9 protein-coding genes are annotated in these 13,725 nt (G+C 62.1%); 4 read left to right on the top strand and 5 right to left on the bottom strand.

Going from position 1 to position 13,725, the window contains the following annotated elements:
- Nucleotides 1-516 precede the first annotated feature (516 nt).
- Entirely contained in the window at nucleotides 517-1,590 is a 1,074-nt protein-coding gene (locus HA399_RS13130; RefSeq protein WP_404325209.1) for a porin, read from the top strand.
- Between the two features lie 242 nt (nucleotides 1,591-1,832).
- Here HA399_RS13130 and HA399_RS13125 read toward each other — a convergent pair whose 3' ends face one another.
- The 5 genes from HA399_RS13125 to edd form a co-directional block, all read right to left on the bottom strand.
- The gene (locus HA399_RS13125; protein WP_404325208.1) at nucleotides 1,833-2,819 is read right to left on the bottom strand and encodes a carbohydrate kinase; all 987 of its coding nucleotides are present in this window, start codon (nucleotides 2,817-2,819) and stop codon (nucleotides 1,833-1,835) included.
- On the bottom strand, nucleotides 2,819-4,501 hold the full coding sequence (gene pgi, locus HA399_RS13120) for a glucose-6-phosphate isomerase (protein WP_131432572.1): 1,683 nt from the start codon (nucleotides 4,499-4,501) through the stop codon (nucleotides 2,819-2,821). The genes HA399_RS13125 and pgi overlap by 1 nt, the downstream gene beginning before the upstream one ends.
- 204 nt (nucleotides 4,502-4,705) lie before the next feature.
- A complete protein-coding gene (locus tag HA399_RS13115) occupies nucleotides 4,706-5,584 on the bottom strand; it encodes a D-hexose-6-phosphate mutarotase (RefSeq protein ID WP_404325207.1) in 879 nt (292 codons plus the stop codon).
- Between the two features lie 37 nt (nucleotides 5,585-5,621).
- Nucleotides 5,622-6,638, bottom strand: coding sequence for a glucokinase (gene glk / locus HA399_RS13110; RefSeq protein ID WP_404325206.1), 1,017 nt, complete (start codon nucleotides 6,636-6,638; stop codon nucleotides 5,622-5,624).
- 55 nt (nucleotides 6,639-6,693) lie between these two features.
- Nucleotides 6,694-8,544 (bottom strand): phosphogluconate dehydratase, encoded by a 1,851-nt coding sequence (gene edd, locus HA399_RS13105; RefSeq protein WP_054555569.1) that lies wholly within the window; start codon nucleotides 8,542-8,544, stop codon nucleotides 6,694-6,696.
- 365 nt (nucleotides 8,545-8,909) lie between these two features.
- On the opposite strand from edd, the gene gap reads away from it, so the two are divergent.
- The 3 genes from gap (at nucleotide 8,910) to HA399_RS13090 (ending at nucleotide 13,690) form a co-directional block, all read left to right on the top strand.
- On the top strand, nucleotides 8,910-9,914 hold the full coding sequence (gap, locus tag HA399_RS13100) for a type I glyceraldehyde-3-phosphate dehydrogenase (protein WP_404325205.1): 1,005 nt from the start codon (nucleotides 8,910-8,912) through the stop codon (nucleotides 9,912-9,914).
- Nucleotides 9,915-10,609: 695 nt separating this feature from the next.
- Entirely contained in the window at nucleotides 10,610-11,002 is a 393-nt protein-coding gene (locus HA399_RS13095; protein ID WP_284892805.1) for a hypothetical protein, read from the top strand.
- Nucleotides 11,003-11,335: 333 nt separating this feature from the next.
- Nucleotides 11,336-13,690, top strand: a complete 2,355-nt coding sequence (locus HA399_RS13090; RefSeq protein ID WP_404325204.1) for a PAS domain-containing protein — start codon at nucleotides 11,336-11,338, stop codon at nucleotides 13,688-13,690.
- The last annotated feature ends 35 nt before the right edge of the window (nucleotides 13,691-13,725 follow it).

Raw genomic sequence — 13,725 nt, 5'->3', positions numbered from 1 at the left:
CTTGTTGACTGGATTTGATGATTGAGCTTGATGACCGATCTTGATAGCAGACTCATGAATGAATCATTGGCACAGGGACGGTGCCTTTCATGAAGATAAAGCTGAGAGGAAACCACAACTTGGCATCAGACAAGCACAGCAGTTGACGGGTATTTGTTCTGCGACTTTTGTCGCAAACGATGTTTTTCCACAATGAATCCGGGATTAACGCTCAGCGATGCGCTCGGTGATGCAGGAATCCGCGTCAAGACGCATGGTTGTCATGAATCCTTCATTCTTGAGCCCTAGAGTATGCTCACGCCAGACAACCGACCGATGGATAGGTTCAGGAGTGGTGATCGAAAACAGTGTTTTTTTCTGTTGCACATCCTGAAAGCCCGGTATATGGTTTCCCTGCGAGCATTGGATAATAACTAGGCCACAGAGTTTTAGAGGCGTCATCAAGCGCCCGGAACCTTGGTCACTGCCACCGGCAGACACGATCGAACAGTTAACGCTAGTTAAGGAACTATCGCGATGAAAAAGACACTTCTGGCTACTGCCATCGCCGGCGCTGCTGCCCTGGCTGCTACTTCTGCTTCCGCTGCTACTGTCTACAACCAGGACGGTACCAAGCTGGACATCTACGGTAACGTTCAGCTGGCATACTCTTATGTCGACCAGCTCGGCGGTGATCCGGAAAGCGAACTGGGTGACAACGGTTCTACCTTCGGTGCCAAGGGTGAGCACAAGATCAACGACGATATCGTTGGTTACTTCAAGGCTGAGTGGGAATTCGACGCTGACGAATCCAAGGGTTCTGGTAATGGCCTGAACGATGGCGATCAGTCCTACGTCGGTGCCAAGGGTTCCTTCGGTGACGCGCGTATCGGTTCCTGGGATCAGCTGATGGATGACTGGATCCAGGATCCGATCTCCAACAACGAATATTTCGACCTGACCGACTCCAGCAGCAATATCACTGGTGGCAGCTCTGTCAAGGAAGGCAACAAGCTGCAGTACATGTCTCCGGTCATGGGCGGCATGCAGTTCGCTGTCGGTTCCAACTTCGAAGGTGATGGCGAAGGTAGCGACAATGTTACCGATTCCAACCAGGCGTCCTTCTACGCCGGTGGTAAGTACACCGTCGGTGGTTTCTCCATCGCTGCCGTGTATGACGATCTGGGTCAGTTCGACGGCGTCGACAATGGCGATGTCGACGATGAAGGTGAGTCGCTGGGCAACAGCCAAGGCGATATCGGTGAGCAGTACGGTCTGACCGCACAGTACACCGTCGATGCCCTGCGCGTTGCGGTGAAGGCCGAGCGCTTCGCTGCCGACGCTGACAACGCTGACGTCGACTACTACGGTATCGGCGCGCGTTATGGCTACGGCATGGGCGACGTCTACGGCGGCTACCAGTATGTCGACGCTGAAGACGGTTCCTCTCTGGCTGTCGAAAACGGCGGCGATGACAGCTTCAACGAATTCAACCTGGGTGTGACTTACAACATCTCTTCCGCGATGTACACCTACATTGAATACGCCCAGTACGATCGTTCTGGCGATGATGGTGACGGCGCTGCAGTCGGCATCTACTACGGCTTCTAAGACGTCTTCAATCGTCTAGCAAGCTAACGAAAGCCGGTCCGTCGGGGCCGGCTTTTTTACGTCTGTCACTTCCGTGATGACTGACTCCCTGTCCGATGAAGGGAGGGTAGCCAATGCGCAAGCATTAGCGTCATGGTCACGAAAAAGCCCCTTTGATCTGATGATCAAAGGGGCTTTTATCATGCGCCTCTCAGGGAAATGATGGCGCTGGCGGATAACCGGTCAGCGCCATTATCCGGCCATCATTTCATGGCGTCGAGGTCTTCACGCTTGGGCAGTGCGGCATAGGCACCCGGGCGAGTCACGGCGAAGGCGCCGCAGGCCGCAGCGCGCTCCAGTGCGGCGTTGAGATGACTCTCGTCTTCGCACCAGTCGCTGCTCAGGTTGTCGGCATTGATGCCGGCTTCGCTGAGGGCTGACAGGAAGCCCCCGATGAAGGCGTCGCCACCGGCGGTGGTATCGACCGCCTTGACGGTGGGCGGCGTGATGCTGACGGTCTCGATGTCGCCGCTCTGCTTGCGCACCAGGGCACGGATCACGCCCGGGCCATCGGTGAGCACGATCAGGCGCACACCGGCCTTCAGGCGCGCTTCGAGCCAGTCGGTCTGCGGCTGACTGCCGGTCAGGGCCTCGACCTCTTCCTGGGACAGCTTGAGGATGTCGGCGTTGTCCAGCAGGCGCGTGACCAGGGTCACATCAACCTGCTGGTTCGGCCACAGGTTGTGACGCAGATTGGCATCCACGCTGACCAGAGAACCTGCAGCACGCGCGCGTGACGCCAGCACGAAGCTGGTGTCCGCGATGCCGGCATCGGTCAGGCTGTTGCTGCACAGGTGGAAGATGGCGGGAGTCGCGAACAGCTCAGGTCCGGCGTGCTCCGGACGGAACAGCAGGTCAGCGGCCGGCGGACGATAGAAGTCGAAGCGGCGTTCACCCTCTTCATCGCGAGACACGAAGGCGAGTGCGGTGCGCGCATGGCTGGTACGCTTGACGTGATCCATCTGCACGCCATGAGCGCTCAGTTCGTCGTGCAGGAAGTCACCGAAGCTGTCCTGACCCAGCATGCCGACGAAGTGGCTCGGCAGGCCGAGGCGGGCACAGGCCACCGCGACGTTGGCCGGTGCGCCGCCCGCGTAGGGCGTGAAGGTTTCCTGCTCGACGGCCTGGCCGCCGAGCTTGTTGGAGAGCATGTCGACGAGCGCTTCGCCGAACGCGATTACCGGAGTCATCAGGAGGAGGTTTCCTTGCGAGTGGTCGTCGTGGAGCCTTTGGCTTTCTTGCCCGGCTTGTCGTTGCTGTCATCCGCCTGGGTAGCGCCACCGGCAGGGAAGTGCTCGCGGACCAGCGACAGCAGGCCCTGGGTGGACGGATCGAAGGCCTTCACGTCGGTATCGATACGCGCGCTGATTTCCCCGGCGATGCGCTTGCCGAGCTGCACGCCCCACTGGTCGAAGGAGTTGATGTTCCAGATCACGCCCTGCACGAAGACCTTGTGCTCGTAGAGGGCGATCAGGGCGCCGAGATTGCGCGGGGTCATCTCATCCAGCAGCAGGGTGCTCGACGGGCGGTTGCCCGGGCAATTGTAGTGCGGATCGAGGTTGCTGCCATCCTGGCTGCCTTCCATGAAGGCGTTGGCCTGTGCCAGCATGTTGGTGATCAGCGCGAAGTGGTGCTCTTCGGTGCCCGGCTCCGGCTTCAGCGAGGCGATGAAGTCGATGGGCACGTAGCGGGTGCCCTGGTGCAGCAGCTGGAAGAAGGCATGCTGGCCGTTGGAGCCGGTCTCGCCCCAGACGATCGGGCCGGTCTTGTAGTCCACCGGACGGCCGAAGATGTCGACCGACTTGCCGTTGGATTCCATGTCCAGCTGCTGCAGGAAGGCGGGCAGCTGATGCAGGGCCTGGTCGTAAGGCACGATGGCCTGGGTCTCGGCGCCCATGAAGTTGATGTACCAGATGCCGATCAGCGCCATCAGGACCGGCATGTTCTCGGCCATCGGCGCATTGATGAAGTGCTGGTCCATCTCATGGGCGCCTTCCAGCAGCTCCATGAAGCCTTCATAGCCGATGGACAGGGCGATGGGCAGGCCGATGGAAGACCACATGGAGTAGCGACCGCCAACCCAGGCCCAGAATTCGAAGACGTTCTCTTCGCGAATGCCGAATTCCTTGGCCGCCTTGCGGTTGGTGGAAGCCGCGACGAAGTGGGCACCGACGTCGGCATCCTGACCGGCGTGCTCCAGGAACCAGCGGCGCGCCGTCTTGGCGTTGAGCAGGGTTTCCTGGGTGGAGAAGGTCTTGGTGGAGACGATGAACAGCGTGGTGGCCGGGTCCAGGCGCTTGAGCACCTTCTGGATGTGGTTGCCGTCGACGTTGGAGACGAAGTGGAAATTGATTTCCGGGTGGCGATGCTTGAGCAGCGCACGGCAGGCCATGTTGGGGCCCAGATCAGAGCCGCCGATGCCGATGTTGACCACGTCGCGAATCCGTTGGCCGTCGAAGCCTTTCCACTCACCGCTGCGCACGGCTTCCGAGAAGGCGCGGATCTGCTCGCGCGTCTTGTGGATTTCCGGCATCACGTCCTTGCCATCGACGATGACCGGCGTGTTGGTCTGGCTGCGCAGTGCGGTGTGCAGTACCGGACGATTCTCGGTGACGTTGATGATGTCGCCGGAGAACATCTGCGCGCGACGTTGAACGAGTGCAGAGTGCTCAGCCAGTTCGACCAGCGCCTCCATCACCTCATCGGAGATGTGGTGCTTGGAGTAGTCGAGAAACAGGCCGCCGACGCGCAGGCTCATCTTCTCGAAGCGCTTGGGATCCGCCGCGAAGTAATCGCGGATGCGGTCGTTGCGGGTCACCTCGCCCAGCCGGGTCAGCGCCTGCCAGGAAACACTACGGGTCAATTGCAGCATGGAAGTGTCCATCGTATGGGTTGTTGAAGTTCATCGGGGCGGGTCGCATTCTGTGGCGGCCCGACGCACGCTTGCAGGCGAGGCGAAAGTCACTGTCGGCCGTGAGTCGTGTCGATGACACGATTCAGGCGCTGAGCGCTCTCGGTTGGTCGACAAGGTGCGCAAGGTGCCGGCCACGCCGTGAGCCGCGTGGCCGGCTGTCATTCACTCGCCGCTCGCCTCATCACCGCTCAGCGGTGAGATGTGCTGAGCCAGCAGATGCTGAGCGCCCGGCGGCAGCCAGACCGGGTCGAGTCGCGTGCAGGCGGTCTCGACACACAGGAAGCTGCGCGCATTCTCGACGCTGGTGTCGGCCGGCGGCGCGTCCCCGGGATGCCAGACCACCGTGGAGTCGGAGCCCTGCTTGGCGATGCGCAGCTGACGCTTGCCGTCTTCGAGCACCTGAACCTGGCTGGTCTGGTAGATGCGGTCCAGCGGGCCACGCACGCCCAGTTCGCCCTGCTGGTCGAAGCGCGAGAAGTCCTGGCGCTTGTCCAGGTAGCTGGCGCCGGCCAGACCGGTGACGCGACACTCGAAGGCATTCGGCACTGCGAAGTAGGTATGCAGCGCGCCGGTCATCTTGATCGGGGCCTCGCCACGGTTTTCCGTGATCAGCTCGACCTTGAGGAAGCGGCGGCTGGCAAAGATCACCACGCGCGGAGAGAGGGCGGTGTGCAGCGCTGAGACCGGTGAGGCATGGATCTCGACGCCTTCGTCTTCCTCGTCCACCGCATCGATGCGCCAGTCGGCCTTGCGAGCGGGGCCGTGCAGTTCGCTTTCGCCCTCGGGGAACTCATCCGCGAACCAGGGCCAGCACAGCGGAATGCCGCCGCGAATGCTGCCCGGCAGGGCGGCGGGCGTTTCCGTCACCCACAGCCAGGGAGAATCGCCCGTCGGCTGATAGTGCAGCACCTGAGCCCCCTGGTGGCAGACCACCAGCTCGCCCCACTCCTGGTTTAGGATCAACAGCGAGCGGCCCTGCCATTCGACAGTGCGTTGGCCAGCGGTGTCGGCGATCAGTGCGCGCAGACTTTCGGGGATCATCTCGAGCTACCTCGATGGTTCAGGAGATGGCGGTGCATCATGCCACCTCTTCATTGTGCAGAGCCTCGGCGGCGCCCAGCAGGCCGGTCCACGGCGCGGTCACCACCCAGGTGGGTATCGCGGCATTGTAACGGCTCAGACGATTCTTGTCGGTGAAGGCGTAGCGGAAATCGCTGCGCATCAGCAGATCCAGGTTGCGCGGCAGCACGCCACCGCACAGATAGACTCCGCCACGCGCCCCCAGCGTGAGTGCTGCATCGCCGGCGACCGCGCCAAGAATCTTCATGAAGCGCATCACGGCATCAAAGGCGAGAGCATTCTGCGGTTCATCGTGATGCAGGTGCTCATGCGCTGCCTGACTGACGCTGGCCGCACTTTCGAGGGGAGTCGGCAGGCCGCGCAGCTCGCCCAGGGCCTGATAGATCTCGAGCATGCCCTGGCCACACAGCAGGCGCTCCACCGAGACGCGACCATGGCGACGGCGGAAGATGCCGAGCAGGCCATCCTCGATCTCATCGGTGGGGGCGAAGCTTGCATGCCCCCCTTCGGTCGCGAGCGGAATCCAGTTGTGCGTGCCGCGCACCAGACCCGCGACACCTAGCCCGGTGCCGGGGCCGATCACCAGTCGTGGCGAGGCCGCATCGCCACTTCCTTCGGTGAGCTCCTCACCGATGGCCAGACGTTCGCTGGCCTCGATGTGGGGCACGCCCAGCGCCATGGCGGTGAAATCATTCAGGCACTTGAAGCGCTCAAGCCTCAATGATTCGCGCACCTCGCGCTTGAGAAACGTCCAGTGATTGTTGGTCATGCTGACGCGTTCATCATGCACGGGGCAGGCGAAGGCCAGGCAGGCCTCGACGGGTTGCTCGGCCTCTGACAGGCCCAGCATCCGATAGTAGGCCTGGATGGCCTCCTCGAGTCCGGCATGCTCGGCGCAGGCGAGCGTCTGGATGTGCTGCAGGGTGTGGCTGCCCGGCTGGACGAGTGCCAGCCGGGCATTGGTGCCACCGATATCGCCTACCAGAGCAAGGCGATGGGAGGTGTCGCGGGTCATCGTCCGGCATCCTTCCTTTGCGTCAGTGCCTCAGGAGAGTGACAGGGTGCGCCCATCACATCAGGTCGTGGCCGCTGCCCGGCAGGTCGCCGTAGCCTGCAAAGCTGGAGGCGCCTTCCTCGGCACCGCCGACCAGTGAGCGCATGCCGGAGAACAGCTCGCGGCCCAGGCCGTGATGATAGCTGTCGCGAGTGATGGTCTCGGCCTCGCGCTCGGCCCATTCGGCTTCATCGACCAGCGCCGTGAGGGTGCCGGCATTGGCGTCCAGGCGGACCACGTCACCTTCGCGCAGGCGTGCCAGCGGACCGCCGTCGAGCGCTTCCGGTGTCATGTGTATGGCGGCCGGGACCTTGCCCGAGGCACCAGACATGCGGCCATCCGTTACCAGTGCGACCTTGAAGCCGCGGTCCTGCAGGATGCCAAGGTAGGGCGTCAGCTTGTGCAGTTCCGGCATGCCGTTGGCACGCGGGCCCTGGTAGCGCACCACGGCGACCATGTCCTGCTCCAGCTCACCGGCTTCGAAGGCGGCCTTCATCTCATCCTGGTCGCTGAACAGCTTCACCGGCGCCTCGACGAGACGATGCTCTTCCTTGACGGCAGAGACCTTGATCACGCCGCGGCCGAGGTTGCCGTCCAGCACGGTCAGGCCGCCTGTCGGGGCGAACGGATTGGCCACCGGGCGCAGCACATCTTCGTCGAGGCTGTCGGTGGGGCCGTCCTTCCAGACCAGCTTGCCGTTCTCGAGGAAGGGCTCGCGGACATAGCCGGCCAGGGTGCCGCCGTCCTGGGTGGGGATGTCGTGGAGCAGACCCGCCTTGAGCAGTTCACGGATCAGGAAGCTCATGCCGCCGGCCGCCTGGAAGTGATTGATGTCGGCCTGGCCGTTCGGGTAGATGCGCGTCAGGCTCGGCACCACCGCGGAAAGCTCGGTGAAGTCATCCCAGGTGATGGTCACGCCCGCTGCACCGGCCATCGCGACCAGGTGCAGGGTGTGGTTGGTGGAGCCGCCGGAAGCCAGCAGGCCGACCATGGCATTGACGATGGCGCGGGCATCGATCTGGCGATAGAAGGGACGGTAGTCGCCGCCGACTTCACTGTTGCGGATGGTCTGCTCGGCGGCGTGACGCGTCAGGGCTTCGCGCAGCGGCGTGCCCGGGTTGACGAAGGACGCGCCCGGCAGGTGCAGGCCCATCAGCTCGACCATCAGCTGGTTGGAGTTGGCGGTGCCATAGAAGGTGCAGGTGCCCGGGCTGTGGTAGGACGCGGACTCGGCTTCCAGCAGCGCATCGCGGCCGACCTTGCCTTCGGCGAACAGCTGACGGACACGCGCCTTCTCGTTGTTGGGCAGGCCGGAGGGCATCGGGCCGGCCGGCACGAACAGTGTCGGCAGGTGGCCGAAGCGTGCGGCGGCGATGAACAGGCCCGGGACGATCTTGTCGCACACGCCGAGGAACAGGGCGCCATCGAACATGTTGTGCGACAGGCCGACAGCGGCGGCCATGGCGATCAGGTCGCGGGAGAACAGCGACAGCTCCATGCCCGGCTGACCCTGGGTCACGCCATCGCACATCGCGGGCACGCCGCCGGCGAACTGGGCGGTGGAGCCCATCGCCTGGACGGCTTCCTTGATGATGCGCGGATAGTCCTCGAACGGCTGGTGGGCGGACAACATGTCGTTATATGACGAAATAATGCCCAGGTTGGCCGAGTTCATCAGCTTGAGACGATTCTTGTCGGTCTCGCCACAGGCGGCAAAGCCGTGCGCCAGGTTGCCACAGGAGAGCTCGGAGCGGTGTACACCGCGGCGCTGCTGGCTTTCCATCAACTGCTCATAGGCGGCGCGGCGTTCGCGGGAGCGGTCGATGATGCGCTGGGTCACGTGCTCTACGGTCTGGTTGACTGACATGCTCTTACCTCATGTATCAGGCGGCGCAGGGCGCCGAGGCTGGCGAAAGAAAGCGTTTCCCGCTGTGTGGGCGTGCTGCTATCCGGCGACGCTATCCAGTGGTGATGGCGGTGTAAAGCCTCTGGCCTCACTCGTGTCGCGTCGTTCGGTTACCGGGGTAGCCTACAGTAGCGCGTCATGGCGCTTGAGAAACGGTTTTGTTCGGAATATTCGGTAAATTTAACAAAAAAACTGCTTGAAGACTGGACGACTTTCGGCCAAATTATGGGAAAAGCGTGTAGGATAATTTCACGGAACGCATTGCAGGCTTTCGTTCCTGGATCAGGTCTGGTCCTGCACCCGCCATACGCCACAGGAGTTGAGTCATGACATTACGCGTCGCCATCAATGGTTTTGGTCGCATCGGTCGCAACGTGCTGCGTGCGCTGTATGAAGGTCAGTACAACGATCGTATCCAGGTCGTCGCCATCAATGATCTGGGTGATCCGAAGCTCAATGCTCACCTGCTGAGCCGCGATACCGTCCACGGCCGTTTCGCCGAGACTGTCTCGCACGACGAAGAGAATCTGTTCGTCGGTGACGACAAGATCCGCATCCTGGCCGAGCGTGACCCGGCCCAGCTGCCGTGGTCCAGCCTGGACATCGACCTGGTGATGGAATGCACCGGTCTGTTCACCAAGCGTGTTGCCGCTGCCAAGCACATCGAAGCCGGCGCCAAGCGTGTGCTGATCTCCGCGCCGAGCGGCGATGCCGATGCGACCGTCGTGTTCGGCGTCAACGAAGATGTGCTGAAGGCCGAGCACCAGGTCGTCTCCAACGCGTCCTGCACCACCAACTGCCTGGCGCCGGTCGCCAAGGCGCTGAATGATGAAGTCGGCATCGAGAACGGCCTGATGACCACCATTCACGCCTACACCAACGATCAGAACCTGTCGGATGTCTACCACTCCGACCCGTACCGTGCCCGCAGCGCGACCCATTCCATGATCCCGACCAAGACCGGTGCCGCCGCGGCGGTGGGTCTGGTGCTGCCGGAACTGAACGGCAAGCTGGATGGTCTGGCGATCCGCGTGCCGGTCATCAACGTGTCGCTGGTCGATCTGACCTTCACCGCGTCGCGTGATACCTCCATCGAAGAGATCAACGCCATCGTGGCCAAGGCCGCCGAAGGCTCCAGCGTGCTGGCCGTCAACGAGCTGCCGCTGGTGTCCATCGACTTCAACCACGATGCACACTCTTCCACCTTCGACAGCAATCACACTCGCGTCAGCGAAGATCGCCTGGTCAAGGTCATGGCGTGGTACGACAACGAGTGGGGCTTCTCCAACCGTATGCTCGACACTGCGCTGGCAATGCAAGCCGCCAAGTAAGCGCTTGGTGAGTCCCGTGCGGCCTTTGATCCCTCATTGATCAACCGACAAGGCCGCGCGGGACAGCAAGAATTCGGGGGCCTGTCAGTCTGTCGGCAAGACAGGAGGGCAGGCTCCCAACAGGTGAGGACGAGTGGCCCGAGGATTCTCGCGTCGCGCTCAGGCTCCACGGACAAGGCAATGCCATTCGTCCCCTTTGAATCGGTGGTCGGTCAGGGTTGGCGCCAAGACCGGCTTCGATGCTGCTCGGAATGACATCGCGTCATCCATTTTTGAACCTCTCCCAATGGGAGAGGTTTTTTTTGCGCACCACGAAAGTGCGGGAGGTGCTCCAGGGCGCAAAGTGTCGTCGTCTTGCGTCAATGGCGTGACCTTATGGCAACTTTTCTGAGCACGATCGCGACAGGGTTGGGTCAGGTGGTGTGAAACGTGCACTGATACGTCGAGAAAGGTGGTCAACATGTCGTCATCGTAATTCACGGTCGAGTGAAATTAGCGAAACTGTGGCGGTGTGTTACACTTCGCACCTGTTGGCCTTGCGTCTATCGGTGAGCCAGGTCATGACAACGTCAAATCATGCAGGCGGCCATATGGCCTGCGAGTGATCCATTGTTGTGCGCAATTCAGGGAAGGTATTGCCACACTGCCGCACACTCTTCGGCAGTTATCTCGACTTCCACAGCAGGCTGTCTCAGATGCACGATGCCATCCGCGAAGCTCATGAATTGATCGGTGCTACCTTGCGCGACCCGCGTACCCAGCGCGAGGGCAAGGTCGTGGGTATGGACCTGGGGCGTGAGCAGCCGGCGATCTATGTGCTATGGCAGGAAAGTGCCGCAGCGGAGCGCATCGGCATGGAGCCGGACGATTTTCGCGCGTTGCTCGAGCACCTGCGGGCGCGCCTGCCGGTCAAGGCGCCTTCCGCCCAGCAGGACAAGGACAGCAGGCAGTCGCGGCGTCACAAGCGCAAGGCCTCGCGCGCTACTGCCCAGCCGGCTGGCGAGGGCAACGACGGCCGCAGCGGCGCACCTGATGGCCCGTCCTCCGCGCTCATCGACGATGCCATGCCGCGTTCCGCGCAAGGCTAGATCTTTCCAGGCCAGCTCTCAAAAAAGCCCGAAGCTTATGCTTCGGGCTTTTTGCATCCTGGGGTTTTCCCTTCGGCGCCGCTTGCGTGATATTCGCCCACAACATTGCGCGTCCGCTGCCGATAAGGGAGATAGTCAGACGCAAAGGCAAAGGTCGCAATCGTTCATATGCCGTCATCTGCCCGGATCTTCGCGCAACCAAGCGTTGGGGGTACTGCTGGCTGCCAGCGCCATGGATAGGGCATTCTTGAGCAAACCGCATGACAGAGAAGGGGTTTCACGTTGCCTGAATCATTCGCGGATAGTCGTTTGCTGCAGCATCATTATGCTGTCGTGGCAGATGTGTTGTTCACGCTCAGTGCTGATGGTCAGCGCCTGATTGCCATGAATGCAGCGGCGGAACGCCTGCTGGGGTATACGGTGCGGGATTTTCTCAAGCAGCCGGAGCTCTGGCTTTCGCTGGTGATCACCGCCGACCGGCAGCGATTGAGTGACTTTCGCGCCTCGATGGGGCGGGTCGAGCGTACGACGTATCGCATGCGCGACCGCAGCGGGCAACTGTTGTTGCTCGAGGAATGTCTGTGGAGTTCCGGCGTGGGGCATCCGCTGTGTGGACGAGTGACGGATATCACGCAGCGTGACAAGGCCAATGAGCAGGAGCAGCAGCTGGCGCGTGCCTATCGTCTGATGATGGTGCGCAGCCGTGACCCGATGGCGATCCTGCAGCTCAAGGATGAAAGCCTGGTGATCAGTCATGCCAACCCGGCCTGGCACCTCTATCACGATGCGGCCTGTGCGCATTCCCGCCTCTCGCTTGAGCACCTCTACCTCCCTCATGTTCTGCGTAGCCTGGAGAGAGCCGAACCCTGGCAATGCGATATCAGTCTGTCGCTGCCGCGAGGGGAATCCAGATTGTCCGTGCAGATGGTCAGTCTGGGGCGCTCACTCGCCGACGAGGGGCGTCAGGTGGCCGTGATGGCGCGCGACATTACCCAGGTACATCAACGTCTCGAGCATGTGATCGATCAACAGCAGCGTCTGGCGCGGCGGGTGGATGAGACACCCGGCGCGCACTACGCGACCGCTGGTGAATGGCCGCCAGAGGAATTGGAGTATCTGTCGGCAGGCAGCGAGGCGCTCACTGGGCTCTCGCATGACCTGCTGATGGCAAGCCCGGGTCTCTGGCAGGCCCGGTTGGCGCCGGATGAGCTGACCATCTGTCAGCAGCGCTTCGGCGAGGCCGTGCGGGAGCGCCATAGCCGTCTGAGTCTGTGTTACGCCTTCGTGCATGTGGATGGGCGCAAGCGCTATCTCCAGGATGACATGCAGCTGAGCTACTCCCCTGAGGGAGAGGTCACCGCCGTGCTCGGCAAGCTCAGTGACGTCACCCAGCGCGAAGCGCATCGGCGCCAATTGGACAACCTTGTCCAGCAGATGCGCGGCGTCGTCTTCCAGTGTCGCCTGAGCCAGGAGGGCGAGCTGCGTTATACCTACCTTTCGCCAGTTGCCTCGCAAGTGCTGGGGCTCGACCCGCAGGCCGTTATCGACGACCCCATGCTGCTGCTGGCACGCATCGCGGGTCGCGAGCGTGAGCAGCTGCTCTTGTCACTGCAGACCAGTGCCCAGCAGCAATCGCCCTGGGAGGCGGAGATACGCTATCAGCATCCGGATGGTCAGGAGCGCAGGCTGGCGTGTGTCGGGCTGCCGCAGGTGATCGACTCCCCCGAGGGCGGCGTGATCTGGAATGGCTATTGTGACGATGCCACCGCTCGATACCGTATCGAGGATGAGCTGCGCCAGAGCGAGGAGCGCTATCGCTTCATCCTCAACTCCGTCAGCGATCTGGTCAGCATCGAGGACTCCCACGGCATCTGTCAGTACATCAGCCCCTCGGTGGAAAAGCTCTGCGGCTATCGCCCGCAGGAGATCATCGGGCAGGAGATCAAGCAGCTGATCCATCCCGATGACATGCTGCGCATCGCGCAGGAGGTCCATCGTGCCGCCTGTCTCGGCGAGGTATTTCGAATCGACTTCAGGATTCAACACAAGGCCGGGCATACGCTGTGGTTCGAGTCGATCTCGACGCCCTCGATGGACCCCGCCACCGGGCGTTATCAGCGCGTGCTGTCGGTGTCACGCAACATTCATGAGCGCAAGCTGGTCGAACAGCGTCGCGAGCATGAGGCGATGACGGATGCCATGACCGGCGCCATGACCCGGGCCAGCTTCCTCGACACGCTCGAGACCCTGCTTAGCTCGTCATCGCGGGAGCAGATGGCGTTGATCCTGTTTGATATCGACCACTTCAAGCGCGTCAATGACACTCACGGCCATGCGGCGGGCGATCAGGTGCTGATCAGTCTTGGCGAAGCGTGTCTTGCCCAGCTGCGGCGCGATGACTGCTTTGCGCGTCTGGGCGGCGAGGAGTTTGCCGTCCTGCTCACCGATGCCGGTACCGCCACCGGTGTCGGCATGGCCGAGCGCCTGCGACAGCAGATCGCGGCGCTGGAGGTGCGCTTCAAGTCGCTGACCCTGCGCTGCACCATCAGCATGGGAGTGGCGACACCGCTGCCGGGGGAGACCCGGGATGGCTACCTGCACCGTGCCGATATGGCGCTCTACAGTGCCAAGCGCAGCGGTCGCGATCGGGTGGTGCTGGCATCGCAGTCCTTGAGCGAGGACAATTAAGCCAATACCGGTGATCAATCGGGCACACCTGCAGC

The organism is Cobetia sp. UIB-001 (assembly GCF_044789135.1).
GTDB lineage: Bacteria > Pseudomonadota > Gammaproteobacteria > Pseudomonadales > Halomonadaceae > Cobetia > Cobetia amphilecti.
This window is presented reverse-complemented; position numbering and strand designations above follow the sequence as displayed.